Here is a 25,168-nt window from a genome sequence, read left to right on the forward strand (position 1 = left end):
CGGGGCTCGTACCGGTTTACCAGGGGCCGTCTCCGGGTTCGGGTGCGCGCATGTGGTGCCGTTCCTCGGCTTCGGCGGCGGCCCGGGTTTCCGCGGGGGCGGCGCCGGTGGTGACGGCGTCCGTCGGGGCGCCGCCGGGAGGGGCCGCGTGTTTCGGCGCGCGGGCGGTGACCATGAACCAGCCGGTGACGCCGGCGAGGAGCATGATGCCCGCGCCCCAGGCGATGGCGATCTGGAAGCCGTGGACGATGCCGGTCTTCACGACGCCGGCCCGGACGGCGGGCGTGAGGGCTCCGCCGGCGGCCGCCGTCTTCAGGTGCGTGGTGATGTAGGCGGTGCTCGCGGACGTGGCGATGGTGTTGAGGAGGGCGGTGCCGATGGAGCCGCCCACCTGCTGTGCGGTGTTGACCGTGGCGGAGGTGACGCCGGCGTCCTGCGGGGCGACGCCTGCGGTTGCGGTGGCCATGACGGGCATGAAGATCAGGCCCATGCCGAGGCCGACGAGGAGCTCGGCGGGCAGGACGTGGCTGACGAACGCGGGTTCGACGGGCAGGAAGGTCAGCAGGAACAGCCCGCCGGCGGCGAGGAGCGTGCCGGGCACCATCAGGGTGCGCGGGGGCACGCGGGTCATGAGGCGGGCGGAGATCTGGGTGGAGCCGACGATGATGGCCGCGGTCATCGGGAGGAAGGCCAGGCCGGTCTTCACGGGCGAGTAGCCGAGGACGACCTGCAGGTAGTAGGTCATGAACAGGAACATGCCGAACATGGCGATGACGGCCAGGCCCATCACCAGGAAGGCTCCGGCGCGGTTGCGGTCGCGGATGATGTGCAGGGGGAGCAGGGGGTGCGGGGCGCGTCCCTGCCACCACGTGAAGGCGGCCAGGAGCGCCGCGCCGCCGCACAGCAGGCCGAGGACGAGCGGGTCGTCCCAGCCGCGCGGCTGGGCCTCGCTGCAGCCGTAGACGATGGCGACGAGGCCGCCGCAGCCCAGGACGACGCCGGGGATGTCCAGGCGGGGGCGTTGCCCGTGGCGGCGCCGGTCGTCGTGGAGGAAGACCAGGGCGCCGAGCAGGGCGATCAGGGCGATGGGCACGTTCACGTAGAGGCACCAGCGCCAGTCGAGGTACTCGGTGAGCAGGCCGCCGGCGATGAGGCCGATCGCGGCGCCGCCGCCGGCGATGGCGCCGTAGATGCCGAAGGCCTTCGCGCGTTCCTTGCCGTCGGTGAAGGTGGTGGTGAGCAGGGAGAGCGCGGAGGGGGCCAGGAGCGCGCCGAAGGCGCCCTGGAGGGCGCGGGCGACGAACAGCATGCCGGAGGTGTGGGCGGCACCGCCGAGGGCGGACGCGGCGGCGAAGCCGACGAGGCCGGTCATGAAGGTCAGCTTGCGGCCGACGAGGTCGGCGATGCGGCCGCCGAGCAGGAGGAGGCCGCCGAAGGCCAGGGTGTAGGCGGTGATCACCCATTGCCGGTTGCCGTCCGACATGTGGAGGTCGCGCTGTGCGGACGGCAGGGCGATGTTCACGATGGTCGCGTCGAGGACGACCATCAGCTGCGCGATGGCGATGACGACCAGGCCCCACCAGCGGCGGGGGTCGGGTGCGGGTGCGGATCCGGGGGCGGGTGCGGTCGTGGCGGGGGTTCCGGGGGCTCCGGAGGGTATGGGGCCCTTGTTCGTGGGACTCATGGGACCTGCTCTCGCGGCCGTGGCGTGCGCGGTGCGCGGTGCGCGTGGCGCGCGCGTGGTGCACGTGGTGCGCGTGGTGCGCAGAATCCGCAATCCAGCGTAGGCCTGCCGGGTGAGGGGCGCCTGTCGGGACGGGGGCGCGGTGGTCCAGTGCCCGGCGCTCCCGTGCCCGGTGGTCCCGGGGCGGCGCCCTGCCCCTTCGTCCTTACGGCACCAGGTTCATCCCTACGGCACCAGGACGACCTTTCCCACCGTCCGGCGCGTCTCCAGGGCCTCGTGTGCGGCGGCGGCCTCGGCGAGGGGGAAGCGGGTGACCAGGGGGGTGACGCGGCCGGAGGCGGCGTCGGCCAGGGCGGTGGCCTCCAGGCGGCGCAGGCCCTCGGGGCCGCCGATGCGCTCCATCATCGCCGGGCCGAGGACGTTGCGGGAGGTGAGGGAGCGGGCCGCGAGCTCCTCCTCGCCCGGGGCGAAGGAGGGGCCGCCGCTGGTGACGCCGTCCGCGGACCAGCCGAAGACGAAGTGGCTGCCGCCGGGCCCGAGCAGGTCGACGCAGGCGCGTGCCGCCTCGCCGCCGACCCCGTCGAAGACGACGGAGGCCGAGCGCTCGCCCAGGGCCTCGCGGGCGGCGGCCGGCCAGGCGGGGTCGTTGTAGTCGAGGGCGATGTCGGCGCCCAGGGCGCGGACGCGCTCGGTCTTGGCGGGGCCGCCGGCGAGGCCGACGACGGTGGCGCCCGCGTTCTTGGCGTACTGCACGAGCAGGGCGCCGATGCCGCCGGCCGCGCCCGGCACCACGACGACGTCCTTGCCGGTGAGCACCGTGAAGCCGAGGACGGCCAGGGTGGTGCGGCCGGTGCCGATCATGGCGATGGCCTCCGCTTCGTCGAGCCCGTCGGGCAGCTCGTGCACCTTGTCGGCGGCGACGACGGCGAGTTCGGCGTAGCCGCCGGGGACCATGCCCAGGTGGGCGACGACGCGGCGGCCGAGCCAGTGCTCGCCGACGCCTTCGCCGACGGCGTCGACCGTTCCGGCGACCTCGCGTCCGGGGATGGTCGGCAGTTCGGGGGCGGGGTGGACGGGGCTGGTGACACCGGAGCGCAGGGCGGTGTCAAGGAGGTGCACGCCGGCGGCGGCGACGGCTATCCGCAGCTGCCCGGGGCCGGGGACGGGGTCCTCGGTGCGCTCGTAGGTGAGGTTCTCGGCGGGGCCGAAGTCGTGCAGTCGTACGGCGTGCATGGCGGTCTCCCAGCGGTGTCGCGTCGCGAGTGTCGTGCGTGTCGCGAGTGTCGTGCGTGTCGTGCGGTGATGCCCTTGAGTTTTCAACCTCAGGCATGGTTGAGGTCAAGGCGTGGTGGGGCCGCGGTCGGGGGGCGTTGTCAGTGGCGTGTGTCACGGTGGTCGGCATGACGACGGACGGCAGGAAGCGGGCCGGTGCGAAGCGCCCCGCGGTGAGGGTCCCTGAGGTGCGGCTGCCCGGGCTGCGGCCCTACGACGGCGCGGAGCTGGAGCCCGAGGGGGACTACGACGGCCTCGCGTTCACGGACGCCGACTTCGCGGGGCAGTCGGGGATAGGCGCGCGCTTCCTGGACTGCGGCCTGTACGCCTGCGTGCTGGACGAGACGGAGCTGGTCGCCGCGCGCTTCACGGACTGCGTGCTGGAGGGGATCCGCGGCGTGGGCACCGACCTGTCGAAGGCGGGCCTGCGGGACGTGGAGGTCCGGGACGCCCGGCTCGGCGGGACCCAGCTGCACGGCGCGGTGCTGGAGCGGGTCGTCGTCCGCGGCGGCAAGATCGACTATCTGAATCTGCGCGGGGCGGTGCTGAAGGACGTCACGTTCGAGGGCGTCGTCCTCTCCGAGGCCGACTTCGGCGGGGCCCGGCTGGAGCGCGTCGCCTTCCGCGGCTGTGTGCTGCGCCGTGCCGACTTCACGGGGGCCCGGATGACGGACGTGGACCTGCGGGCGGCGGCGGAGATCGACGTCGCCCGCGGCATCGAGCACCTGGCGGGAGCGCTGATCAGCCCGTCCCAACTCCTGGATCTTGCTCCGGCTTTCGCGGCGCAGCTGGGCGTACGGGTGGAGGCCGCGGAGGACTGAGGAGCCGAGGAACCGGGGTGGGAGGAGGCTGAGGGCTGCGAGGGCACGGGCGCGGGGGCCGGGGGGCTACACGCGCGGGAAGCGGCTCTGCAGGTCCCAGATCACCGGGTTGTCGGCGAGGCCCTCGTGCATGTCGGACAGGTCCGCGATCAGGTCGTGCAGGAAGTCGCGGGCCTCGCGGCGCAGGGCGCGGTGGTCGAAGGTGAGCGCGGGTTCGTCGGCCGGCATCCAGTCGGCGGAGACCTCGACCCAGCCGAAGCGCCGCTCGAAGAGCATGCAGTCGGTGGATTCGGTGAAGTCCAGCTCGGCGAACTGGGTGGTCGCCGAGCGCCTGCCCCGCGGGTCGCGGTCGATCTGCTCCATGATGTCGCACAGCGCCCACGCGAAGTCGAGCACCGGCACCCATCCCCAGGCTGTGGACAGCTCGCGGTCCTTCTTCACGTCCGCGATGTAGACGTCCCCGCAGAACAGGTCGTGCCGGAGGGCCCGCACGTCCGCCGTGCGGTAGTCCGTCTGCGGAGGGTCGGGGAAGCGGCGCGAGAGCGAGTAGCCGAGGTCGATCACGCTTCGATGGTGTCACGGCGGAGGGGCGGACGCGTAAACGTGTGCGAGCCGGAGGCGCCCCGCGTCGGCGGCGGGGCGCTCCCGGCTCACGTCGTCGCCGTGGTTACTTCACGTTGATCGCGGTCCAGGCGGCGGCGACCGCCTTGTACTCCGCGCTCGAGGAGCCGTAGAGGTCCGCGGTGGCCTTCAGGGTGCCGGTGCGGGCCGCCTTGTAGTTGGTGGTGGAGGTGAAGTACGTGGTCAGGGCCTTGTACCAGATCTTGGTGGCCTTGTCCCGGCCGATGCCCGCGACCTTGGAGTTATTGTAGGTCGGGCTGTTGTACGTCACACCGTTGATCGTCTTCGAGCCGCTGCCCTCGGACAGCAGGTAGAAGAAGTGGTTGGCCGGGCCCGAGGAGTAGTGGACGTCCAGGCGGCCGAGCGAGGAGGACCAGTAGTCCTTGGACGCGCCGTCCTTGCTGGGCTTGTCCATGTAGCGCAGCGGGGAGCCGTCGCCGCGGATGTTGATGGCCTCACCGATGAGGTAGTCGCCCTTGTCGGTGCTGTTGTTGGCGTAGAACTCGGCGGCGGTGCCGAAGATGTCCGAGGTGGCCTCGTTGAGGCCGCCGGACTCGCCGCTGTAGACCAGGCCGGCCGTGGCGGAGGTGACGCCGTGGCTCATCTCGTGCGCGGCCACGTCGAGCGAGGTCAGCGGGTTCTTGTTGCCCTCACCGTCGCCGTAGGTCATGCAGAAGCACTCGTCGTCCCAGAAGGCGTTGACGTAGTTGTCGCCGTAGTGGACGCGCGAGTACGCGGCGACGCCGTCGTTCTTGATGCCGCTGCGGCCGAGCACGTTCTTGTAGAAGTCCCAGGTCACGGCTGCGCCGTAGTGCGCGTCGACGCCCGCCTTCTGGTCGCCGGCGCCCCAGCTGTCGCTGGAGTTGGTGAACAGGTCGCCGGTGCCGTCGGTGCCCTGGGCCAGGTTGTAGGTCTTGTGGCCGCCGCGCTCGCCGTCGACGAGCTGGTAGCCCGAGCCGCCCTTGGTGGTGCTCAGCGGGACGGTGCCGCTGTAGGTGCTGGTGCCCGAGCCGGTCTCGATGGCCTCGCGCTGGAAGAGCTTCTTGCCGGTGTCGGCGTCGGTGATCACGTGCAGCTTGCTGGGCGTCCCGTCCTTCTGCACGCCGGTGACCACGGTCTCGTAGGCCAGGACGGGCTTGCCGGAGGCCGCCCAGACGACCTTGCGCGGCGCCCGCTCGGCACCGGCCTTCTCGGTCTTCTTCTCCTCCGCGGCGGCGCTGAGGGCGCTCTTCTTCGCGGCGGCCGGGGCCTGGGCGGGGGTGGTGCTGGGCACGGATATCTCGGCGTCGGTCGCCTTGTCGACGCTGCGCGAGCCGCTCTTCGCCTCGTGCACGACGAGGTCGCCGCCGAGCACCGGCAGACCGTCGAAGGTGCGCTCGTAGCGGGTGTGGACCGTGCCGTTCGCGTCCTTGATCACGTCACGGACGACGAGCTTCTCCTTGCCGCCGAGGCCGAGCTTCGAGGCGGTGGAGGGGGCCGCGGACTGCGCGTCCTTGATCGCGGCGACCCGCTGCCCTGCGGACACGGCGAGGGGCGAAGCCTCGCTCGCCTTGTCGGCGGTGGCGCTCGCGGAGCCGGTCTGCACGGCCACGACGACCATGGCGGCGGAGGCGACGAGCGCGGCGGCGCGCAGGGAGTTCTTGCGGGAGGTGGAGGTGACGCTTCTCAACTCTGTCTCCTATGTGCGGGCCGTGAAGTCACGTCCCTTTGAGGGGGGTTCGGGCAGCACGGGTTACGGCCGCCCGGTGGTGCAGGAGTGGTGCATGAGTGGATTGAGGAGAGAGTGCCATCCCCTGAGCGACATTGACAGGGGCGCAACAAGGATTTGATCTGTCGTTCTCCGAAACGCGGTTGTTCTGTTCCGCTATGCGGTGAACTGCACAGGGCTGGTCCGGACTTGAAACCGGTCGCATCTCAGTGCGAGGACAGTGATTGCATGCGATCGGATGAGATTGCATGCAATCCGCCGGAGCTGAGGCGGTGGTACCGCTTCCGCTACGAGGCCGGCGCGGCCAGGCTAGGGCCGGTGGCATCAAGGCGGTGTGAAGTCACGGCAAAAGACGCTGTTCTTTCGCCACGGCGACGGCGCCGGACCGGGTGTCCACACCCAACTTGTCGTAGATCCGCCCCAGGTGGGTCTTCACGGTCGCCTCGCTGATGAACAGGGCGCGTGCGATCTCGCGGTTGCCCAGCCCGCGGGCGAGCTGCCCCAGGATGTCCCGCTCGCGGTCGGTGAGCGCCGGCCGCACCGAGCCGCGCATCCTCGCCATGACGCGGCCCGCGACGGGTGGCGACAGGGCCGTACGGCCTTCCGCGGCCGCCCGGATGGCCGAGAACAGCTCCTCCGGACGCTCGGCCTTCAGCAGGTATCCCGTCGCCCCGGCGTCGATGGCCCGCGTGATGTCGGCGTCCGTGTCGTAGGTGGTCAGGACGAGGACGTAGGGGCCGCCGCTGCTGCCGCTGCCGCCGCTGCCGCTGCCGGTGGGGGTGCCGGTGCCGGCGGCGGCGTCGGCCACGATGCGCCGTGTGGCCTCGATCCCGTCCATCCCCGGGCCCAGCTGAAGATCCATCAGGACGACGTCGGGCCGCAGCCGGGCGGCCAGCACGACCGCCTCCTCGCCGCCGCCCGCCTCGCCGACGACCTCGATGCCGGGCGCGCTGGACAGCAGCGCCAGCAGCCCGGCCCGTACGACGGCGTGGTCGTCGCAGAGCAGGATGCGGATGGGGCTGGAGGGGCGGGAGGGACGGCCGGGGTCGGCGGGGCCGGGGCGGAGGGGGCCGGGGTCGGTCACTGGGGCTCCAGGGGAATACAGGCGGAGACGACGGTGCCCTCGCCGGGCGCCGACTCGATGGTCAGGGAGCCGCCGAGCTGCCGCACCCGGGCCCGCATCGCCGGCAGCCCGTGGCCGCGCCCGCCGGCCGGGCCGGGCGGCGCACCCGGTCCGCCCGGCGCACCCGGCGCGAACCCCCGGCCGTCGTCCGCGACGTCGAGGACGACCTGGTCGCCGAGGTAGCTCAGGGTGAGCGCGGCCGTGGCGGCCCCGGCGTGCTCGCGCACGTTCGCCAGGGCGCCCTGGGCGATGCGCAGCAGCGCGGCCCGCACTCCGTCCGGCAGCGGGACCGGCACGCCGTCGACGTGGAAGAGCACCGGTACCCCGGTCCCCTCCGCCGCGCCGGAGGCAGCCAGCGCGCGCAGCGCGTCCTCCAGCCGCGCGCCGCCGTCGAACTGCGGCGGCGCCAGGTCGTCGACGAACCGCCGGGTTTCGGCCAGGCCGCGGGCCGCGACGTCCGCGGCGGTCCGCACGTGCCGGCGCGCCGCCTCCGGGTCCGACTCCCAGGTGCGGTCCGCGGCCTGCAGCAGCATCCGCTGGCTGGACAGGCCCTGGGCCAGGGTGTCGTGGATCTCCATCGACAGCCGCTGCCGCTCGGCGAGGGCGCCCTCGCGCCGCTCGGTGGCCGCCAGTTCGCGGCGCGTGCGGACCAGGTCCTCGATCAGGGCGCGCTGCCGGTCCGTCTGGCGCTGGGTGTGGACGAAGACGGCCGTGGCGACGGCGGCCACGGCGGGCGGGGCGAGCACGAGGGTGGGGTCGAAGCCGTGGGAGAGGCGGAGCTGCGCCACGACGACCAGGCCCGTGAGGAAGGTGACCAGGAGGAGCGCGGCGCGCGTGGGGAGCGTGCGCAGGCCCGTGTAGAGCAGGGGGACCGAACACCACGCGAAGCTCGGCGCGAGGACGACGAGCACGACCCAGGTCGCCACGACGGCGGCCAGCCACAGCAGCTGCCGCGGCGGGCGGGTGGCCGGCGCCGGGCTCAGGGCGTGGGGCAGGGCGTAGGGCAGGACGTACAGCAGGGCGAGCAGCACGCTGAGGGCGACGATCCACGGCGTGCGGGGCTCGCCGGGGTGCCGGATCAGGAAGCGCGCGAAGGAGGCGGAGAGGAGCAGGAAGAAGGCGGCGTGCATGACGAGGGCGAGGCGGCGGGCGCCGGGTTCGTCATCGTCGGTAAAGGTCACCCCCTGTTCCTAACCGGTGCGGAGGGCCGCCGCATCAGCCGATCGGTTGACCCGGCGGACAGCCGGGACGCCGATGCCCGCGGCGCGGACGGCCCGAAGGATGGAGAGCGCAAGGAAACCACTGCCAAGCCACCGGCGAACCGCTGCCGGGTCACTGGCAGACCGCTGCCAAGCCGCCGGCGATCCGCCGGCCTGTTGAGGAGCCGAAAATGAAGTCTGCGCTCGGGAAGCTCTCCGTCCGGAGCCGTGTGCTCGTGGGTGCGGCCGGTGCCGCCGTCGTCGCGGCCGGTACGTTCGGGGCGGTCACGGCGACGGCCTCGCCCGCGGCGGAGCGCCAGGCTCCGGTGTCCGCGGCCGGCAACGGCCTGACCGAGTCGACGCACCTGTCGGTGGACGCCGCCACGCGCGCCGCCCAGGCCGCGCTCGCCGCCGCGAAGAAGGAGGGCCAGAAGGTGTCCGTCGCGGTCGTCGACCGCAACGGCAACACGCTGGTGACGCTGCGCGGCGACGGCGCGGGCCCGCAGTCCTACGAGTCGGCCGTGCGGAAGGGCTTCACCGCCGTCTCCTGGAACGCCCCCACCTCGGAGCTCGTCAAGCGCCTCCAGAGCGCCCCGAACCTCAAGGACATCCCCGGCACCCTGTTCCTGCCGGGCGGCACCCCGGTCCAGGCCAAGGGCGCGCCGGTCGCCGGCATCGGTGTTGCGGGCGCGCCGAGCGGCGACCTCGACGAGAAGTTCGCGAAGGCGGGCGCGGCGGCGCTGGGCTAGCCTGCGAAGCCACGGCTCGCGAGGGGTGCGGCCGAACGGGGGGAGGGGCGCGTGGGGCGCGTGGCAGGCGTGGGGCGCGTGGGCCGGGTCGGACGTATGGGAGACCTGCGGATCGTCACCATGGCGTGGCCGGACCTCCCGCCGGAGCTGCGCGCGCAGATCGAGGCCCTGCAGGAGCAGGCCTGGCCCGGCGGCGGCCCCCACGACCCGGCCCTGGGCCCCGTGGCCGTTCTGCTCCTCGCCCCGGACGGCGGCGTACGGGCCGCGCTGGACATCCTCTCCAAGGAGATCATCCACCGGGGCAGGAGCTACCGGGCCTCGGGCCTGAGCGCGGTCGTCACGGACGTGGCACACCGCGGCAAGGGATACGGGCGGCGGCTGGTGGCCGCCGCCCGTGAGCTGATCGCCGACGGCGGCGCCGTGGACGTGGGACTGTTCACGTGCGACCGCCCGCTGCAGGCGTTCTACGAGAGCGCCGGCTGGACCGCCCTGCCCGGCACCGTCCTGGTCGGCGGCACGCCGCAGGACCCGTTCCCCAGCGACCGGCCGGGCTTCGACAAGGTCACCATGGCGGCGTTCTTCACGGCGCGGGCGCAACGCGATGCGGCCGCCTTCGAGAGCAGCCGCATCGGGCTCTACCCGGGGGAGGTCGACCGGCTGTGGTGACCGCCCTCAGGGAGTCGGCGGGCGCTCGTCCCCCGGCCGCCGCTCCTGCGCCCCCAGCTGCTCGTTGAGCTTCTGCTGGGCGGTGTCGACCTGGCTCTGGTACTTGTTCTGAGTCTTGGCGTCGAACGCGTCGCCCGCCTTTTCGACACCCTGCCGAGCGGTGTCCTCGTGGCCCTTGAGCAGGCCCTTGAGCTTGTCGAGCATGGACATGGCCGTCCTCCTCACGGAACGCTGACGCAACCAGCATCTCCGCAATCCACCGGCCCCGCATCCTCGCCCCGCCCCGCGGCGGGCGGCGCGCAGGGGCCACCGGACGGCGCACGGGTCCGCGGCCCGCCGGACCGGGTGGAGGGGCCGTGCGCCGCCCGGCGGGGCCTGCCCGCGCCCGATCGGCCCGGCCCGGCCGGGGCTTGAACCGGGGCTTGAACCGGGGCTCGGCCGAGACGCGGCCGGGGCTTGAACCGGAGCTTGAACCGGGGCTCGGCCGAGACGCGGCCGGGGCTTGAACCGGAGCTCAGCCGGTGCTCGTGTATCCGCAGCTCCAGCACTTGTACACGCCGTTTCCCATCTGCTGCATCATGTTCTGGCAGTTGGGGCAGGCCAGCGCCAGATGCTTCAGGGGGCCGCGGCGCCCAGCCCCTTGGGGCAGGCGGGGCAGACCCCTCGCACGATCGCCGGCGACGTGGCGTCGCCGGGGTTCTCCGCCACGACGATCACCCGCAGCGGGCGCCCGCACTCCGGGCACAGCTCGGGCTCGCGGTCCCGGTCGCCGATCACTGCGGCGAGAATGCGTTCGAGTGAGTCGCCGTCGTCCATGGTGCGTGTGTCCTGTCTCCACGGGTGCCCCTCCTTGGGTAACTACGTACCCGCCCCGGTGAACCCCAACTCCGCTGCTCAGCCGCTGGTTACGGAGCGTGCGCAACCGGTCGGCTGTGTGGTATGGCGGGCCGCTTCCCCTTGGTTCTACCCAGCTTGAGGGGCCTGCCAGCCGTACGTCCGGTTGCGTGGCGCGCCTGTGGCGCCCCAGAACTCAGCCCACCCACTCACCCACCCCCGCTTGTCACCTGACCTTCTTGTCACGGGACTGGCCCACTGACCCGGTCCGCGCCATCCTCATGCAGGCACCAGGCACCAGGCACCAGGCACTGCTGCCGGGGCGGCGTCGTGCGCTCCGGTGTTCGTGTGGATCCCGTGGTTCTTCAACCAGGAGGTTCGTCCATGGAAGCGGGGCTGTTCCGAAGACTCGGGGCGCTGGTGGCGGCGGGGCTGGCCGCGCTGGCCCTCAACGTCGTTGCGACGAGCGCGCCTGCAGGCGCGGTCGGGAACACCACCGATGTGTTGTGGCACAACACGACCACCGGTGAGGTGGGGACGTGGTTGCTCGACGGCAACCGCAACGTCATCGCCAATCCGCCGTTGTCGTGGCGGTGCGGTCCCGAATGCAACCGTGACTGGAAGCTTTCCGGGGCCGGGGATTTCAACGGTGACGGCAACACCGACCTGCTGTGGCACAACGTGACCACGGGTGAGGTCGGTACGTGGCTGCTCGACGGCAGCCGCAATGTGACCGGCAATCCGGCGCTGTCGTGGCGGTGCGGCCCGGAATGCAACCGCGACTGGAAGCTTTCCGGCACCGGCGACTTCAACCGCGACGGCAAGACCGACCTGCTGTGGCACAACACGACCACGGGTGAAGTGGGGACGTGGTTGCTCGACGGCCGGTTCAACGTGACCGCTAATCCGCCGTTGTCCTGGCGGTGCGGCCCGGAATGCAACCGTGACTGGAAGCTTTCCGGGACCGGGGATTTCAACGGTGACGGCAACACCGACCTGCTGTGGCACAACGTGACCACGGGTGAGGTCGGTACGTGGCTGCTCGACGGCAGCCGCAATGTGACCGGCAATCCGGCGCTGTCGTGGCGGTGCGGCCCGGAATGCAACCGCGACTGGAAGCTTTCCGGCACCGGCGACTTCAACGCCGACGGCAGGACCGACCTGCTCTGGCACAACAAGGTGAGCGGCGAGGTGGGGACGTGGCTGCTCGACGGCAACCGCAATGTGACCGGCAATCCGCCGCTGTCGTGGCGGTGCGGCCCCGAGTGCAACCGTGACTGGAAGCTTTCGGGGACCGGGCGCTTCGGCTGAGCCGGGCCGGGCCGGGCCGGGGCGAGTGCGCCCGCGCCCGGCTCCGGCAGGGCCGCCCCGTAACCCGGGGCGGCCCCTCACCGCGGCCTTCGTCAGACGTTGACGCCGAAGTCCTGCGCGATGCCCTGCAGGCCCGAGGCGTAGCCCTGGCCGACCGCGCGGAACTTCCAGTCCGAGCCGTTGCGGTAGAGCTCGCCGAAGACCATGGCGGTCTCGGTGGCGGCGTCCTCGCTCAGGTCGTAGCGGGCGAGCTCGGCGCCGCCGGCCTGGTTGATGATGCGGATGTAGGCGTTACGGACCTGGCCGAAGTTCTGGCTGCGGGACACCGCGTCGTAGATCGAGACCGGGAAGACGATCTTGTCGATGTCGGCCGGGAGGGCGGCCAGGTTGACGTTGATCTGCTCGTCGTCGCCCTCGCCGGCGCCCGTGACGTTGTCACCGGTGTGGACGATCGACTGGTCCGGCGTCGACTTGTTGTTGAAGAAGACGAAGTGGGCGTCGGAGTAGACCTTGCCCGTGGGGTTCACGGCGATCGCGCTCGCGTCGAGGTCGAAGTCCGTGCCGGTGGTGGTGCGGACGTCCCAGCCGAGGCCGACCGTGACGGCCGTCAGGCCCGGGGCCTCCTTGGTGAGGGAGACGTTGCCGCCCTTGGACAGGCTTACAGCCATGGGAATTGTCCCTTTCTGGTCAAGTCTGGGTCGGTTCTGCAGCGCACCGCGGCCCGCGGGTCACCGTCACCCTTGTTAACGTCCTCGGGGGACCCCAGGGTTCCACCAGCTTTTACTTTCTTTGCCAATCCCTGATGCCGGCGGGTGCCGAAGGCGGCGCAAAACGAGGTGACGCCCGCCCGTGCCAGGCGGGATCATGGGGGGCATGTCCGGCCCCTACGTCATCCGCGGCTCGGTCTCCCTGCCGGAGGCCGAGCTCCAGTGGCGTTTCTCCCGCTCCTCCGGCCCCGGCGGCCAGCACGTCAACACGAGCGACAGCCAGGTCGAGCTGCGGTTCGACCTCGCCCGCACGGAAGCGCTGCCCGAGGTCTGGAAGGAACGCGCACTGGCCAAGCTCGCCGGCCGCCTCGTCGGCGGCGTCGTGGTCGTGCGCGCCTCGGAGCACCGCTCGCAGTGGCGCAACCGCGAGACCGCCGCCGTCCGGCTCGCCTCGCTGCTGGCCGAGGCGAGCGCCCCGCCGCCCCGCCCGCGGCGCGCCACGAAGATCCCGCGCGGCATCAACGAGCGGCGGCTGCGGCAGAAGAAGCAGCGCGCCGAGACCAAGCGCGGGCGCACCGGCAAGGACTGGACCTGAGGGCCGGGTCCAAGGGCCGGGCCCAAGAGGCGGGCCGAGGGCCGGGCCCGAGGGCCGGGCCGGGAGGCGCCCCGCCTCACCCCAGCTGCCGGTACTTCCCCTTGAAGTACGTCAGCGGACCGCTCTCCGTCGTCGGCGCCGTCGCCGTGAGCACCCTGCCGATCACCAGCGTGTGATCCCCGGCCGTCACCCGCTGCTCCGTCCGGCACTCCAGAGTCGACAGCGCGCCTCGTACGAGCGGCGCGCCGGTCGCCGCCCCGGACGCGTAGGGGATGTCCTCGAAGAGCAGGCGGTCGCTGATCCGTCCCTTCATCGCGAAGCGTCCGGCGATGTGCCGCTGGCTCTCGGAGAGGACGGACACCGCCCACAGCGGCTGCCGCTCCAGGAGGTCGTCCATACGGGAATCGTTGCGAACGCTCACCATGACGAGAGGCGGTTCGAGCGAGACGGACAGGAAGGCGGTCGCCGTCATTCCGACGTCCTCGCCGCGCGGACCGTGCTCCGGGTCGTGTGCGGTCACCAGCACCACGCCGGCGGCGAGGCGGGCGAGGGCGGCACGGAACTCATCGGCGCTCACCCCTTCAGAATGGGCTATGGCGGTCTCGTAGGACGGGGTCGTCTGCAACACGCTGTGCACGCTAGCCCGCCCGTAGCGCCCTCGCATCGGGCTGCAGGACCAGGCGGGTCCTAGGTCGGAAGGGTGCCGGAACGGTTCCGAAAGTTGTCCGCATCGGTTCGGGAAGGCGTCCGGATGAGTGTTCACACGGTTCCGGATTTGCGTTCAGGAAGCATAAGAGCTTCTAACCCCGCCAGTAGCGGGACCTCATCACGCATTGTGACATGAGTCACAGAGGGCTGTAATTGTTGACCCTGTGTACCGAGTGGTCAGCTCGCTGTGATTCAGTGGCCGTGGTAAACGGACGACAAGAAGCCTGGAGTTGCTGTCGAGGTCTCGGGGGAGAGCGAAGATGGAGACCGAGTCGGAGCCGTATGTCCGCCTGGCCACCTTGCGCGGGCTGCATCAGGTGGTGGCCGATCTGAACACGGCGCGAAGTCTCGCGGACACCTTGCAGACCGTCGCGGACGGCATCGTCACCGGGCTCGGGTACGAGCTCTCGGCCGTCAATCTCGTACGGCCCGACGGTGACCTCGTCGTGGCCGCCGTCGCCGGCAGCGCCGGCGCGGAAGCGCTGCTGGCCGGGCGGGTCGGCTCGCGCGTGTCGTGGGAGCGGCGGCTGGCCATGGCCGATCAGTGGGGCTCGCTGCGCTTCATCCCGTACACCGAGGGCTGGGTCCTCGACAACGACGACGTGCCCCAGTGGCACACCGCCGGCCCGGCGCCGCGCTTCCCGGACGAGTGGCACCCCATGGACCGCCTCTTCGCCCCCATGTACACCGCGGGCACGGCGGGCGGGGAGCTCCTCGGCGTGATCTCCGTCGACAAGCCGCGCAACGGCCGCCGGCCCGGCGCCTGGGGCCGCGAGGCGCTGCAGATGTACGCCTTCCAGGCCGCCATCGCCATCAGCAACGCCCGCCTGCGGGCCAACATGCAGCGGGCCCTCGTCCGCCTGGAGCGGGAGCAGCAGGCCCTGCGGGCCAGTGAGGAAAGCTTCCGTCAGGCCTTCGAGTACGCGCCCAGCGGCATGGCCATCGCCGAGATGGGCGGCGACCAGCACGGCCGCCTGCACCGCACCAACGACGCCCTGTGCCGCCTCCTCGGCCGCTCCGCGTCCCAGATGCGCCGCTATTCGTTCTCCGACCTCGTCCACCCCGAGGACATCGGCACGCTCCTGCGCACCTCCGCCGAGGGCGGCCGCGCCGAGCTGCGGCTCGCCCGCCGCGACGGCACCTACGTGTGGGTCTCGCTGCGCAACTCCGTCGTGGCCGACGCCGCCGACGGGCCGCGCTTCCTGCTCACCCACGTCGAGGACATCGAGGAGCGCAAGCGGCACGAGCTGCAGCTCGCCCACCGCGCCAGCCACGACTCGCTGACCGGCCTGCCCAACAGCGCCGAGCTGCGGGCCCGGCTCAGCAGCCGGCTGTGCAACCGCGCGCCCGGCAGCGAGCCCCACGCGGCCGCCGTGGCCGCGCCCTACGGGTGTCTGGACGGCTTCGCCGAGGTGGAGGGCGTCGACGGGGCGGCGGCCGCGGGTGCGGGTGTGGGCGCCGCCGGGACCGCCGGGACGGCCGCGGGCGGTGCGTACGGGTCCGGGCAGGCCGGGCCGTACGCGCACGGCTTCGGCTCCGAGCTCGGCCCCGAGCACGCGCCGGACTGCGGGCCCGACTACGCCCCCGACGAGATCGGCGGCGGCGAGCACGACGGGGCCTACCCCGGGCATGTCCACGCCATAGCTCCGGCGGAGGACGGGCAGGACGACGGGACCAAGGGCCTGGCGGTCCTCTTCTGCGACCTCGACGGCTTCAAGGCGATCAACGACCGCTTCGGGCACCACACGGGTGACGCCGTCCTCATAGAGGTCGCCCGCCGGCTCAGCAACGGCGTCCGCGAGGGCGACACGGTCGCCCGCCTCGGCGGCGACGAATTCGTCGTCCTCGCGGACGGCCTCGCCCAGGCCGACGCCGAGGACCTGGCCGTACGGCTGCGCAGCGCCATCGTCCCGCCGATAAGGGTTGACGGCCGGGCGGTGAGGGTAGGCGCGAGTTTCGGCATCGGCTGGGCAGGCTGCGGAATGTCCGCCGACGAGGTGCTGCACTCCGCCGACCAGCGCATGTACGTCGAAAAACGGTCACGCGCCAAGGCAGGTCGGCGGGCGGGCTGAGGCCACGCACCGCGAGGTGTCGCCGCGTCGCGGTAGGCTGCGCCAACGCGGCACCGCCGCCTACCGTGAAATCGAACGCAAAGATTTGGCCAGTGGGCGATGGGCCCACAGGTTGGGAGTGACAGGGGATGACGGCCGGTAATAACGGCACGGGTACGCCGGAGAACGACGACCCGTTCGCGCACCTGTACCGCTCGGAGGGCGGCGAGGGGCCTCACGACAGCGCCCCGGCCGCGCCGCAGCCGGGCGTCCCCCGCACTTCGTACAACCAGGTACGGACGGTCGGTTCACGCCAGTACGGCCCGCGCCAGCCGCAGTCGCAGCCACAGCCGCCGTACGCTCAGCAGCCGTCGCCGCACTACGCGGCCCCGGAGACCCTGGCGGGCGGCGTCCCGCGCCAGCCGGCGTCCCACGGCGGTCACGGCGGCCACGGCGGCGCCTCCCGTCCGAAGCGGACCGGCCTGCTGGTGGCGGCCATAGCCGTCGTCGCGGTGGTGGCGGGCGGCATCGGCGTCGCGATGATGAACAACAGCGGCACGTCGGACGACAAGAGCAACCAGGCCTCTTCGGGCGGCGAGAAGCCGGCGCCGGATCAGGACGAGAAGAAGAATTCCAAGGAGCCGGAGAAGAAGACCGAGCCGAAGAACCCTTCGGCGGCCGGGAAGCTCAAGCGGGACGCGTCGACCCTGAAGCTGAGCGGGGCGGCGACCACGGAGAAGGACACCCCCGGCGCGAAGGCCGCGAACGGCGCTTACGTCGTCATCAACCAAGAGGGCGCGGGCGTCGAATGGGAAGTGAACGTCAAGTCCGCCGGTGACTACCGCCTGTATGCCAATTACGGCGTGCCGGGCACGGACAATGCGCTCTCGGTGACCACGAACAGCAGCAAGAGCGACCGTCCCATAGGGATGAAGAACTACGGCAATGCCAAGCCCGGTGAGTGGGTGAACTTCTGGGTGAACACCTGGACGCAGGTCACCCTCAAGGAGGGCAAGAACACCATCAAGCTCTCCTGCGAGCCCGGCAACAAGTGCGACGTGCACCTCGACCAGGTCTGGCTGCAGCCCGGCGGCGCGTGACCTCACCCGGAGACGGTCCGGAGGAATCCCGCGACCGTCTCCGTCACCGCGGCCCGTGCGGGAGCCAGGTACTTGCGCGGGTCCGTTGTGGAGGGGTGGGCCTCCAGGAAGGCGCGGATCGTGCCTGTGAAGGCCTTGTTCAATGCCGTGCCCACGTTGATTTTCGTCATTCCGGCGGCCACCGCCCTGCGGAGTTCCGCGTCCGGGACGCCTGACGAGCCGTGGAGGACCAGGGGGACGGGGACCGCCTCGCGGAGGGCGGTGATGAGGGTGTGGTCCAGGGTTGCCGTGCGGACCGTCATCGCGTGGGTGCTGCCTACAGCTACTGCCAGGGCGTCGACTGATGTGTCGGCCACGTAAGTGGCCGCTTCCGCAGGGTCCGTTCGTACGCCCGGGGTGTGGGCGTCGCCCGCCTTTCCGCCGACGCGGCCCAGTTCCGCCTCCACCCAGATGTCGCGCTCGTGGCCCCAACGGACCGCTTCCGCCGTCGCTTTGACGTTGTCTCCGTAAGGGAGTTTCGAGGCGTCGAACATCACCGAGCTGAAGCCGTGGGCATGCGCCCGGCGCAGGAGGGCCTCGTCCTCCACGTGGTCCAGGTGGAGGGACAGGCGCGCCGACGAGGCGGTCGCCACCGCCGCGGTCGCGGCGGCGATGGGGCCCAGGCGGCCGCCGTGGAACTTCACGGCGTTCTCCGAGATCTGGAGGACGGCCGGGCGGCCGGCGGATTCCGCGCCCGCCGCGACGGCCTCCGCGTGTTCGACCGTGATGACGTTGAAAGCGCACAGGGCGCGGCCTGCGGTGATGAGTTCCCTGGTGTGGACGAGTGGCATGGCCGGTGGTCCTTCCGTCGGGGCGCCCCTCGGAGGGGGCGGGTTCAGGCCGCCGTGACCTTCACGTGCGGCAGCACGTCCTCGTACGTCGCGGGGTCGAATTCGCCTGCCGTGGGGGCCTTCACGGTGGCCGCGGCCAGGGCCACGGCCCGGGTCAGGCGGTCCGGCCAGGGGAGGCCCTCGACGAGGGCCGACAGGAGGCCGGCCGCGGCGGAGTCGCCGGCGCCGGTCGGGTTGCCGGCGAGGCGGCGGGGCGGGGCCGCGCGCCAGCGGCCGTCGGGGGTCACGGCGAGCACGCCCTCCGGGCCGAGCGTCGCGGCGATGGCGTGGGCGCCGCGGCGGCGGGCGTCCAGGGCCGCGCGGAGGGGCTCCGTGGAGCCGGTGAGGGCCGCGAGTTCGGCCGTGTTGGGGGTGACCAGGTCGGGTCGGGCGGCGATGCCGCGGCGCAGCGGTTCGCCGCTGGTGTCCAGCAGGACGGGGACGCGGGCGGCGCGCGCCTGCCGGACGAGGTGGGCGTACGCCCCGACCGGCACGCCCGGCGGCAGGCTCCCGCACAGGGCGACGGCGCGGGCCTCGCGCAGCAGGCGCGCGTAGACGTCCGTGAACGCCGCCCACTCCTCGGCGGTGACGTCCGGTCCGGTCTCGTTGAGCTGGGTGGTGTCGCCGGTGGAGGCGTCCACGACGGCGACCGTGCGGCGCGTGGTGCCGAGGATGGGGACGAGGGAGTCGACGAGCTCCGCCCCGCCGCCGGGGACGTCCTCGGCGAGGTGGCGGCGCAGGGTCTCGCCCGTCGTGCCGCCCGCGAAGCCCGTGACCACCGTGGTGTGGCCGAGGGCGGCGAGGACGCGGGCCACGTTGACGCCCTTGCCGCCGGGCCGTTCGGCTGCGGCCGTGACGTGGTGCGACGCGTGCGGCTGCAGCCGCGGCACGCGATAGGTCAGATCGAGCGCGGCGTTGAGCGTGACCGTGAGGATCACCGGCGTCTCCCTCCCTTGACCAATGAACCGGACCGTCGACCGCGAGCGATCATGCCAAAACAGCGGCGGCAGGCCCAGACCTCGGGACTGCCGCCGCTGTTCCGGCCGGAGTGCGACCGCCCGTCAAGGGCGGCAGAAATCAGTGCACTTAGGGCCTGACCACCCATTCGCCCTTGCGCATGACGCCCACCAGGTCGTACGAGGCGTCGAGAACGACCAGATCCGCATCCTTGCCGGGCTCCAGGGAGCCGACCCGGTCGGCCACGCCCAGCAGCCGCGCCGGGTTCGCCGACAGGGCCCGTACCGCCTGGTCCACCGTCAGCTCGTCGATCGTCACCGCGCGCTTGAACGCCGTGTCCAGGGTCAGCGTCGAGCCCGCGATCGAACCGGCCGTCGGGCCGTCGGCGATACGGGCCACGCCGTCCTTGACCTCCACGCTCATCGGGCCGAGCGGGTACATGCCGTCGCTCATGCCGGCCGCGCCCATCGCGTCGGTGATGAACGCGACCCGGTCCGCGCCGGCGCGGGCGAACGCCAGCTCCAGGACGGCGGGGTGCAGGTGCGTGCCGTCGTTGATCAGCTCGACGGTGACCCGCTCGTCCTCCAGGAGGGCCGCGATCGGGCCGGGCGCGCGGTGCATCAGGGACGGCATCGCGTTGAAGAGGTGGGTGGCGACGGTCGCGCCCGCCTCGATGGCGTCCAGGGTCGCCTCGTAGGAGGAGTCCGTGTGGCCGACGGCGGCGACGACGCCGTGGTCGGCGAGGAGCCGGACGGAGTCGAGGCCGCCCGCCAGCTCCGGGGCCAGCGTCATCATCCGCGCCGCGCCGCGCGCCGCGTCGACCAGCTTGCGGACGTCCGCCGGCTGCGGGTCGCGCAGCAGCTCCGGCTGGTGGGCGCCGCAGCGGTGCGGGGAGATGAACGGGCCCTCGAAGTGGATGCCCGCCAGGTCGCCCTGTTCGGTCAGCTCGGAGAGGACGGCCGCCTGCCGGGCGAGGTCGTCCAGGTCGCCGGTGACGGTGGAGGCGACCATGGTCGTGGTGCCGTGCGCGCGGTGCGTACGGATCGCGGTCAGGGCCTCCTCGGGGTCGCCCGCGGAGAAGGACGCGCCGCCGCCGCCGTGGACGTGCATGTCCACGAAGCCGGGGACGATCCAGTGGCCCGGGAGGTCGAGCACGGCCTGATCGCCGCTCTCGTTCGCGGCGATCCGCCGGCCCTCGACCGTCACCCGCCCGTCCTCGACCACACCGGTCGGCAGCACCACGCGGGCACCGGCGAGAACCGTTCGTTCGACCATCAGGCGGAAACCTCCGTGAGGTGGGTGGTGAGCAGGTCCCAGGCGAGCAGGCCCGCACCCAGGCAGCCGGCGGCGTCGCCGAGGGCCGCCGGGACGATGCGGGGGAGCTGCTGGAACGTGATGCGCTCCGCGATCGCCGCGCGCAGCGGGGCGAAGAGGGTCTCACCGGCCTCGGCGAGGCCGCCGCCGACGATCAGCGTGCGCGGGTCCAGCAGGGTGTGGGCGACGACGAGGCCGTCCGCGAGGGCGTCGACGGCCTCCTGCCAGACGGCGCGGGCGCGCAGGTCGCCGGCGTCGACGGCGCGCGCGCAGTCCGCGGCGTCGGCGTCCGGGTCGCCGCTCGCCTCCGCCCAGGCGCGGCTGACCGCGGCGGCCGACGCGAGGGTCTCCAGGCAGCCGCGGCCGCCGCAGCCGCACGGCCGGGCGTCCGGGCCGGGGCGTACGCGGATGTGGCCGATCTCGCCCGCGCCGCCGTGGGCGCCGGCCTCGATGCGGCCCTCGACGCCGATGGCGCCGGCGATGCCGGTGCCGAGGGCGACGAACAGGAAGCGGTCCGTGCCCTCGCCCGCGCCGATGCGGCCCTCGGCGAGGCCGCCGGTGCGGACGTCGTGGCCGAGGGCCACGGGGGTGCTGCCCAGGCGGCGGCTCAGCAGATCGCGCAGGGGGGCGTCGCGCCAGCCGAGGTTGGCGGCGTAGACGGCGGTGCCGACCGCGGCGTCCACGATGCCGGGCACGGCGATGCCCGCCGCGGCCGCGGGCTCGCCGAAGGCGGCCTCGCCGGTGGCCGCGAGCTCGGCGGCGAAGTCCAGGATGCCGGTTATGACGGCGTCCGGGCCCCGGTCGCGGCCGGTCGGGCGGCGGGCCTCGTGCAGCAGTTCGTGGTCCGGGCCGATCAGGGCGGCCTTGATGGCGGTGCCGCCTACGTCGAGCGCGATGACGTGTCTCACGGGGACAGTGTCGCGTGTCCGCACACGAAAGGTCTAGTCCACTCGCCCGTGGGTGGGTGTTTCCCCGCCTCCGGCGGGCTTCCGCGCCCGCCGGTCCACTCACGAGGCGGAACGTGACGACGTACGCGCGGGGCCGCGGGAGTCCGACGCGGCGGTGCGCCGCCCATACGGACCTGGTCGGCGGTGCCGGGCGCCTCGGGGCGGCTCGGCACCGCCGACCAGGTTGTCGGTGGCGGGGCGCCGTCGCGGCGGAGGGGAGGGGGCCGCCCGGCAGGTCAGGGTCAGGTCAGGGCCGGAGCAAGGCAGGGCAGGTCAGGTCAGGCGTTCAGGATTACGCTTCTTGTCAGGTTTTTCGGGGTGTCCGGGTTCAGGCCGCGGGACTGCGCCACCGCCACCGCCAGGCGCTGGGCGCGGATCAGGTCCGCCATCGGGTCCAGGCGGGCGCCGTCCGCCACGAGGGTGCCGCCCGTGCGGGAGATGTCCGTCTCCAGGCCCGCCGGGGCGGTGCCCAGGAGCCAGGCCACGCGGCCCGGGGCCGTGATCGCGATCGGGCCGTGGCGGTACTCCATCGCCGGGTACGCCTCCGTCCACGCCCCCGCCGCCTCCCGCATCTTCAGTGCCGCCTCCTGCGCGAGACCGTACGCCCAGCCCGCGCCCAGGAAGGTCCACTGGCCGGCCGCCAGTACCTCCGCGGGCAGCGGGTCCTTCAGTGCCGCCTCGGCGTCCGCCGCCGCCTCCGCCATCCCCTTCACTCCCGCCGGCAGCGCACCGCTCGCCTCCAGGCCCGCCCGCAGGTACGCCAGCGCCGTCGTCGCGAAGCGGGTCTGGACCACCGATTCCTCGTCCGCCCAGTCCAGCACCGCCGTCCCGTCGGCCCCGCGCACCACCGGCGACGCCGGGTCGGCCGTCAGCGCGAAGACTTCCCAGCGCTCGCGCACCTCCTCGATCAGATCGAGCACCTCGGTCGTCGTCCCCGACCGCGTGATCACCACGAGCCGGTCGTACGTCCGCATCACGGGGAACTCCGACGCCGGGAAGGCGTCCGTCTCCCCCTGCCCCGACGCCTCCCGCAGCGCCGCGTACGCCTGGGCCATGAACCACGAGGTGCCGCAGCCGGTCACGGCCACCCGCTCCCCGGGGCGTGGCAGGCCGGTCGTGCCGGCGGCCGCGGCCGCAGCCGCGGTCTCCGCCGCGCGCCGCCAGCACGCGGGCTGAGTGGTGATCTCCGCAGAGGTGAGAGAGGGGATGAGAGAGGGAGCGAGAGAGGGGGTGAGAGAGGGCTCGGACATGCGCTTTCTTCTCCTTCCACCGGTGATCTCCGTGCATAGCAGCCCCCGCCCCGCGCGGGAAGGGCGATACCGAAGCGAAACCGGAGTCGGCTGGACCGTATGGTGGCCCGCGGGGGAAACTCACGGTTCTTACGGTCTTCAGCGGACGATCAGGACGATCACAAACCACGAAGGTGGGAAGCAGTAGTGCAGCGGCGGCGGTTCTTGGGTCTGACGGCGGCAGGTGCCGCCACGGCGGCGTTGGCGCCCGCACTGACGGCGTGCGGGAGCGACGGTGGCTCCGGCAGCAAGACGCTGCGCGTCGTCGCGGCCGACTACGGCGACAGCGAGGCGAACAGCTCCAAGAAGTACTGGGACGCCCTCGCCCGCGACTTCGAGGCCGAGAACAAGGGCGTCAAGATCGACGTCCAGGTCCTGAGCTGGACCGAGGTCGACAAGAAGGTCGCCGACATGGTCGCGGCCGGCAAGGCCCCGGACATCGCGCAGATCGGCGCGTACGCCGACTTCGCCGCGGCCGGCAAGCTCTACAGCGCCGACCAGCTGCTGACCATCCCCACCCAGGCCGACATCATCGCCCCGATCGCCCGCGCCGGCGAGGTGGCCCGCGTGCAGTACGGCCTGCCGTTCGTCTCCAGCACCCGGCTGCTCTTCTACAACAAGACGCTCTTCGCCAAGGCCGGCATAGTCAAGGCCCCCGAGAGCTGGGACGAGCTCCAGGCCGCGGCCAAGAAGCTCCAGACCGCGGGGGTCAAGGTTCCCTACGGGCTGCCCCTCGGTCCCGAGGAGGCGCCCGCCGAGACCATGATGTGGATGCTCAGCGGCGGCAGCGGCTACACCGACCACAACGGCACGTACACCATCCAGTCCACCGAGAACGTCGAGACGTTCACCTGGCTGCGCGACGAGCTCGTCGGCAAGGGCCTCACCGGCTCCATGGACCCCTCCCGCACCAACCGCCAGAACGTCTTCGACGCCTTCTGCCGCGGCGAGGTCGGCATGCTCAACGGTCACCCCACGCTGATGAAGCAGGCCGAGGCCAAGGGCATCAAGTACGGGACCGCGCCGCTGCCGGGCAAGAAGGGCAAGGCCAAGGCGACCATGGGCGTCGCCGACTGGATCATGGCGTTCAAGGCCGGCGGCAACCGCGAGGAGATCGGCCGCTTCCTCGACTTCGTCTACAGCACCAAGAACGTCCTGGCCTTCACCAACCAGTACGACCTGCTGCCGGTGACCACCAGCGCCTCCGAGAAGATGGCCGGCGACAGCCGCAAGAAGCACCTCCAGCCGTTCCTGGCGCAGCTGGAGAACGCCGAGTTCTACCCCGTCGACAAGACCTCCTGGGCGAAGGTCAGCAAGGCCCTCAAGGAGAAGATGGGCTCGGTGGTCGTCAAGGGCGGCGACGCCGCGAGCGTCCTCGGCGAGATCCAGCGCGAGGCCGACGCCACGGAGCTGGCCGGCCACGGCAAGTAGGCTGGCCGGCGTGAGCGACGAACAGCCCGGCGAGCCCTCCGAGGGGGACCTCCCCGAGCGGGAGCCCCGCGAAGAGGGTCTCCCCGAGCAGGCGCTCCCCGAGCGCGGGCTCTCCGAGCTCGACCTCGCCGTGCTCGCCCTGGAACGCCGGGCCTTCTCCGGGCCCGGCGCCAAGGAGCGCGCCGTGCGGGAGCGGCTCGGGATGACCCCGACCCGCTACTACCAGCTCCTCAACGCCCTCCTGGACGACCCGCGGGCCCTCGCCCACGACCCGGTCACCGTCAACCGGCTCCGGCGCATCCGGGACGCACGCCGCGAACGCCGGTAGCCGGGGGCGCCCAGCCAGTAGGGTCGGCCCCATGGGCAGCCCCTCCCTCCCCGTCCCCGTCACCCCCGCCGGCCGCGACGGCCTCGCCGCCCTCCTGGCCGGCCCGCGGCGCGCGGTCGTCGCGCTCGACTTCGACGGGACGCTCGCCGGGATCGTCCCCGACCCCGAGCAGGCCCGGGCGCACCCGGGCGCCGTGCCCGCGCTGGCGCGGCTCGCCCCCCGGCTCGGCTCGGTCGCCGTGATCACCGGCCGCCCGGCCGAGGTCGCGGTGCGCTACGGCGGCTTCGCCGGGGCCGCGGGCCTGGAGCGCCTCGTGGTCCTCGGGCACTACGGCGCCGAGCGCTGGGACGCGACGACCGGCGCCGTGACCGCCGACGCCCCGCCCCCCGGCGTCGCGGCCGCCCGGGCGGAGCTGCCGGGGATCGTGGCGGGCTCGGGCTTCGGCCGGGGCACCTGGATCGAGGACAAGGGCCGGGCCGTCGCCGTCCACACCCGGCGCACCGCCCACCCGCAGGCCGCCTTCGACGCCCTGCGCGAGCCCCTGTCCGCCCTCGCCGAGCGCCACGGGCTGATCGTCGAGCCCGGCAGGCTCGTCCTGGAGCTGCGGCCGCCGGGCGTCGACAAGGGCGCCGCCCTCGCCTCGTACGTGCGCGAGAGCGGCGCGGGCTGTGTCCTCTACGCCGGGGACGACCTCGGCGACCTGGCCGCCTTCGCGGCCGTGGAGGAGCTGCGCGCCGAAGGCCTGCCGGGCCTGCTGGTGTGCAGCGGGAGCTCCGAGGTCACCGAGCTCGCGGACCGCGCGGACCTGGTCGTCGACGGCCCGGGCGGAGTCGTGGAGCTGCTCACGGCCCTCGCCGACCGCCTCGGCCCCGCGGCCGGGTGAC

Annotated in this window: 25 protein-coding genes; 10 read left to right on the top strand and 15 right to left on the bottom strand. The window is 72.8% G+C overall.

The window, feature by feature from the left end:
* Positions 1-16 precede the first annotated feature (16 nt).
* A complete protein-coding gene (locus NQU55_RS04770) occupies positions 17-1,684 on the bottom strand; it encodes an MFS transporter (protein ID WP_168095661.1) in 1,668 nt (555 codons plus the stop codon).
* A gap of 225 nt (positions 1,685-1,909) precedes the next feature.
* Positions 1,910-2,917, bottom strand: a complete 1,008-nt coding sequence (locus tag NQU55_RS04775) for a zinc-binding dehydrogenase (protein ID WP_168095662.1) — start codon at positions 2,915-2,917, stop codon at positions 1,910-1,912.
* 167 nt (positions 2,918-3,084) lie between these two features.
* On the opposite strand from NQU55_RS04775, the gene NQU55_RS04780 reads away from it, so the two are divergent.
* The gene (locus tag NQU55_RS04780; RefSeq protein ID WP_240976882.1) at positions 3,085-3,777 is read left to right on the top strand and encodes a pentapeptide repeat-containing protein; all 693 of its coding nucleotides are present in this window, start codon (positions 3,085-3,087) and stop codon (positions 3,775-3,777) included.
* Positions 3,778-3,843: 66 nt separating this feature from the next.
* Here NQU55_RS04780 and NQU55_RS04785 read toward each other — a convergent pair whose 3' ends face one another.
* From NQU55_RS04785 to NQU55_RS04800, 4 genes are all read right to left on the bottom strand, one after another.
* The gene (locus NQU55_RS04785) at positions 3,844-4,341 is read right to left on the bottom strand and encodes a hypothetical protein (RefSeq protein ID WP_168095664.1); all 498 of its coding nucleotides are present in this window, start codon (positions 4,339-4,341) and stop codon (positions 3,844-3,846) included.
* A 103-nt stretch (positions 4,342-4,444) separates the two neighbouring features.
* Positions 4,445-6,067 carry a M4 family metallopeptidase gene (locus NQU55_RS04790; RefSeq protein WP_372504625.1) on the bottom strand — a complete coding sequence of 541 codons (1,623 nt, stop codon included), beginning with the start codon at positions 6,065-6,067 and terminating at the stop codon, positions 4,445-4,447.
* Positions 6,068-6,446: 379 nt separating this feature from the next.
* Positions 6,447-7,190 (bottom strand): response regulator, encoded by a 744-nt coding sequence (locus tag NQU55_RS04795; protein ID WP_168095830.1) that lies wholly within the window; start codon positions 7,188-7,190, stop codon positions 6,447-6,449.
* Positions 7,187-8,359 carry a sensor histidine kinase gene (locus tag NQU55_RS04800; RefSeq protein ID WP_168095832.1) on the bottom strand — a complete coding sequence of 391 codons (1,173 nt, stop codon included), beginning with the start codon at positions 8,357-8,359 and terminating at the stop codon, positions 7,187-7,189. Before NQU55_RS04800 ends, NQU55_RS04795 begins: the two co-directional genes overlap by 4 nt.
* A gap of 260 nt (positions 8,360-8,619) precedes the next feature.
* Here NQU55_RS04800 and NQU55_RS04805 point away from each other — a divergent pair, with 260 nt between their 5' ends.
* Both NQU55_RS04805 and NQU55_RS04810 read left to right on the top strand, forming a co-directional pair.
* On the top strand, positions 8,620-9,177 hold the full coding sequence (locus NQU55_RS04805) for a GlcG/HbpS family heme-binding protein (RefSeq protein ID WP_168095829.1): 558 nt from the start codon (positions 8,620-8,622) through the stop codon (positions 9,175-9,177).
* A 51-nt stretch (positions 9,178-9,228) separates the two neighbouring features.
* Entirely contained in the window at positions 9,229-9,843 is a 615-nt protein-coding gene (locus NQU55_RS04810) for a GNAT family N-acetyltransferase (RefSeq protein WP_256789849.1), read from the top strand.
* Between the two features lie 6 nt (positions 9,844-9,849).
* On the opposite strand, the gene NQU55_RS04815 is transcribed toward NQU55_RS04810, so the two are convergent.
* Positions 9,850-10,053, bottom strand: coding sequence for an antitoxin (locus tag NQU55_RS04815; protein WP_168095828.1), 204 nt, complete (start codon positions 10,051-10,053; stop codon positions 9,850-9,852).
* A gap of 405 nt (positions 10,054-10,458) precedes the next feature.
* Positions 10,459-10,659 (bottom strand): hypothetical protein, encoded by a 201-nt coding sequence (locus NQU55_RS04820; RefSeq protein ID WP_168095827.1) that lies wholly within the window; start codon positions 10,657-10,659, stop codon positions 10,459-10,461.
* Between the two features lie 402 nt (positions 10,660-11,061).
* On the opposite strand from NQU55_RS04820, the gene NQU55_RS04825 reads away from it, so the two are divergent.
* The gene (locus NQU55_RS04825; protein ID WP_256789853.1) at positions 11,062-11,988 is read left to right on the top strand and encodes an FG-GAP repeat domain-containing protein; all 927 of its coding nucleotides are present in this window, start codon (positions 11,062-11,064) and stop codon (positions 11,986-11,988) included.
* 92 nt (positions 11,989-12,080) lie between these two features.
* On the opposite strand, the gene NQU55_RS04830 is transcribed toward NQU55_RS04825, so the two are convergent.
* The gene (locus NQU55_RS04830; protein WP_256789855.1) at positions 12,081-12,656 is read right to left on the bottom strand and encodes a TerD family protein; all 576 of its coding nucleotides are present in this window, start codon (positions 12,654-12,656) and stop codon (positions 12,081-12,083) included.
* A 196-nt stretch (positions 12,657-12,852) separates the two neighbouring features.
* Between NQU55_RS04830 and arfB the strand changes: the two genes are divergently transcribed.
* On the top strand, positions 12,853-13,290 hold the full coding sequence (gene arfB / locus NQU55_RS04835) for an alternative ribosome rescue aminoacyl-tRNA hydrolase ArfB (RefSeq protein WP_168091617.1): 438 nt from the start codon (positions 12,853-12,855) through the stop codon (positions 13,288-13,290).
* Positions 13,291-13,366: 76 nt separating this feature from the next.
* Here arfB and NQU55_RS04840 read toward each other — a convergent pair whose 3' ends face one another.
* On the bottom strand, positions 13,367-13,918 hold the full coding sequence (locus NQU55_RS04840; protein ID WP_256789860.1) for a flavin reductase family protein: 552 nt from the start codon (positions 13,916-13,918) through the stop codon (positions 13,367-13,369).
* Between the two features lie 340 nt (positions 13,919-14,258).
* Here NQU55_RS04840 and cdgB point away from each other — a divergent pair, with 340 nt between their 5' ends.
* Positions 14,259-16,070: a diguanylate cyclase CdgB gene (cdgB, locus tag NQU55_RS04845; protein ID WP_168091619.1), complete on the top strand. Its 1,812-nt coding sequence runs from the start codon at positions 14,259-14,261 to the stop codon at positions 16,068-16,070.
* A 128-nt stretch (positions 16,071-16,198) separates the two neighbouring features.
* Complete coding sequence (locus tag NQU55_RS04850; RefSeq protein WP_168091620.1) at positions 16,199-17,149, top strand: carbohydrate-binding protein; 951 nt, start codon at positions 16,199-16,201, stop codon at positions 17,147-17,149.
* Between the two features lie 2 nt (positions 17,150-17,151).
* Here the strand turns inward: NQU55_RS04850 and NQU55_RS04855 are convergent, their stop codons facing one another.
* The 5 genes from NQU55_RS04855 to NQU55_RS04875 form a co-directional block, all read right to left on the bottom strand.
* Positions 17,152-17,979, bottom strand: a complete 828-nt coding sequence (locus NQU55_RS04855) for a class II fructose-bisphosphate aldolase (RefSeq protein WP_168091621.1) — start codon at positions 17,977-17,979, stop codon at positions 17,152-17,154.
* A 44-nt stretch (positions 17,980-18,023) separates the two neighbouring features.
* Positions 18,024-18,956: a 1-phosphofructokinase family hexose kinase gene (locus tag NQU55_RS04860; RefSeq protein ID WP_168091622.1), complete on the bottom strand. Its 933-nt coding sequence runs from the start codon at positions 18,954-18,956 to the stop codon at positions 18,024-18,026.
* 148 nt (positions 18,957-19,104) lie between these two features.
* Positions 19,105-20,250 (bottom strand): N-acetylglucosamine-6-phosphate deacetylase, encoded by a 1,146-nt coding sequence (nagA, locus tag NQU55_RS04865; RefSeq protein ID WP_168091623.1) that lies wholly within the window; start codon positions 20,248-20,250, stop codon positions 19,105-19,107.
* Positions 20,250-21,197 (bottom strand): ROK family protein, encoded by a 948-nt coding sequence (locus NQU55_RS04870; RefSeq protein WP_168091624.1) that lies wholly within the window; start codon positions 21,195-21,197, stop codon positions 20,250-20,252. The genes nagA and NQU55_RS04870 overlap by 1 nt, the downstream gene beginning before the upstream one ends.
* A gap of 317 nt (positions 21,198-21,514) precedes the next feature.
* Positions 21,515-22,486, bottom strand: coding sequence for an SIS domain-containing protein (locus tag NQU55_RS04875; RefSeq protein WP_168091625.1), 972 nt, complete (start codon positions 22,484-22,486; stop codon positions 21,515-21,517).
* 186 nt (positions 22,487-22,672) lie between these two features.
* On the opposite strand from NQU55_RS04875, the gene NQU55_RS04880 reads away from it, so the two are divergent.
* Genes NQU55_RS04880 through otsB form a run of 3 tightly spaced genes read left to right on the top strand, consistent with a single transcriptional unit; the run spans position 22,673 to position 25,167 of the window.
* A complete protein-coding gene (locus NQU55_RS04880) occupies positions 22,673-23,956 on the top strand; it encodes an extracellular solute-binding protein (RefSeq protein ID WP_372504627.1) in 1,284 nt (427 codons plus the stop codon).
* Positions 23,957-23,966: 10 nt separating this feature from the next.
* Positions 23,967-24,284 carry a DUF3263 domain-containing protein gene (locus NQU55_RS04885; protein WP_168091627.1) on the top strand — a complete coding sequence of 106 codons (318 nt, stop codon included), beginning with the start codon at positions 23,967-23,969 and terminating at the stop codon, positions 24,282-24,284.
* Between the two features lie 31 nt (positions 24,285-24,315).
* Positions 24,316-25,167, top strand: coding sequence for a trehalose-phosphatase (gene otsB, locus NQU55_RS04890; protein ID WP_168091628.1), 852 nt, complete (start codon positions 24,316-24,318; stop codon positions 25,165-25,167).
* Position 25,168 lies beyond the last annotated feature (1 nt).

Origin of the sequence: Streptomyces telluris (assembly GCF_024519335.1) — a bacterium.
Classification (GTDB): domain Bacteria; phylum Actinomycetota; class Actinomycetes; order Streptomycetales; family Streptomycetaceae; genus Streptomyces; species Streptomyces telluris.

Bases quoted from the DNA above. Each gene is read 5' to 3' on its own strand.
- NQU55_RS04770 (WP_168095661.1), bottom strand. From the start codon at position 1,684: ATGAGTCCCACGAACAAGGGCCCCATACCCTCCGGAGCCCCCGGAACC.
- NQU55_RS04775 (WP_168095662.1), bottom strand. From the start codon at position 2,917: ATGCACGCCGTACGACTGCACGACTTCGGCCCCGCCGAGAACCTCACC.
- NQU55_RS04780 (WP_240976882.1), top strand. From the start codon at position 3,085: ATGACGACGGACGGCAGGAAGCGGGCCGGTGCGAAGCGCCCCGCGGTG.
- NQU55_RS04800 (WP_168095832.1), bottom strand. From the start codon at position 8,359: ATGCACGCCGCCTTCTTCCTGCTCCTCTCCGCCTCCTTCGCGCGCTTC.
- NQU55_RS04805 (WP_168095829.1), top strand. From the start codon at position 8,620: ATGAAGTCTGCGCTCGGGAAGCTCTCCGTCCGGAGCCGTGTGCTCGTG.
- NQU55_RS04815 (WP_168095828.1), bottom strand. From the start codon at position 10,053: ATGTCCATGCTCGACAAGCTCAAGGGCCTGCTCAAGGGCCACGAGGAC.
- NQU55_RS04820 (WP_168095827.1), bottom strand. From the start codon at position 10,659: ATGGACGACGGCGACTCACTCGAACGCATTCTCGCCGCAGTGATCGGC.
- NQU55_RS04825 (WP_256789853.1), top strand. From the start codon at position 11,062: ATGGAAGCGGGGCTGTTCCGAAGACTCGGGGCGCTGGTGGCGGCGGGG.
- NQU55_RS04830 (WP_256789855.1), bottom strand. From the start codon at position 12,656: ATGGCTGTAAGCCTGTCCAAGGGCGGCAACGTCTCCCTCACCAAGGAG.
- arfB (WP_168091617.1), top strand. From the start codon at position 12,853: ATGGGGGGCATGTCCGGCCCCTACGTCATCCGCGGCTCGGTCTCCCTG.
- cdgB (WP_168091619.1), top strand. From the start codon at position 14,259: ATGGAGACCGAGTCGGAGCCGTATGTCCGCCTGGCCACCTTGCGCGGG.
- NQU55_RS04850 (WP_168091620.1), top strand. From the start codon at position 16,199: ATGACGGCCGGTAATAACGGCACGGGTACGCCGGAGAACGACGACCCG.
- NQU55_RS04855 (WP_168091621.1), bottom strand. From the start codon at position 17,979: ATGCCACTCGTCCACACCAGGGAACTCATCACCGCAGGCCGCGCCCTG.
- nagA (WP_168091623.1), bottom strand. From the start codon at position 20,250: ATGGTCGAACGAACGGTTCTCGCCGGTGCCCGCGTGGTGCTGCCGACC.
- NQU55_RS04875 (WP_168091625.1), bottom strand. From the start codon at position 22,486: ATGTCCGAGCCCTCTCTCACCCCCTCTCTCGCTCCCTCTCTCATCCCC.
- otsB (WP_168091628.1), top strand. From the start codon at position 24,316: ATGGGCAGCCCCTCCCTCCCCGTCCCCGTCACCCCCGCCGGCCGCGAC.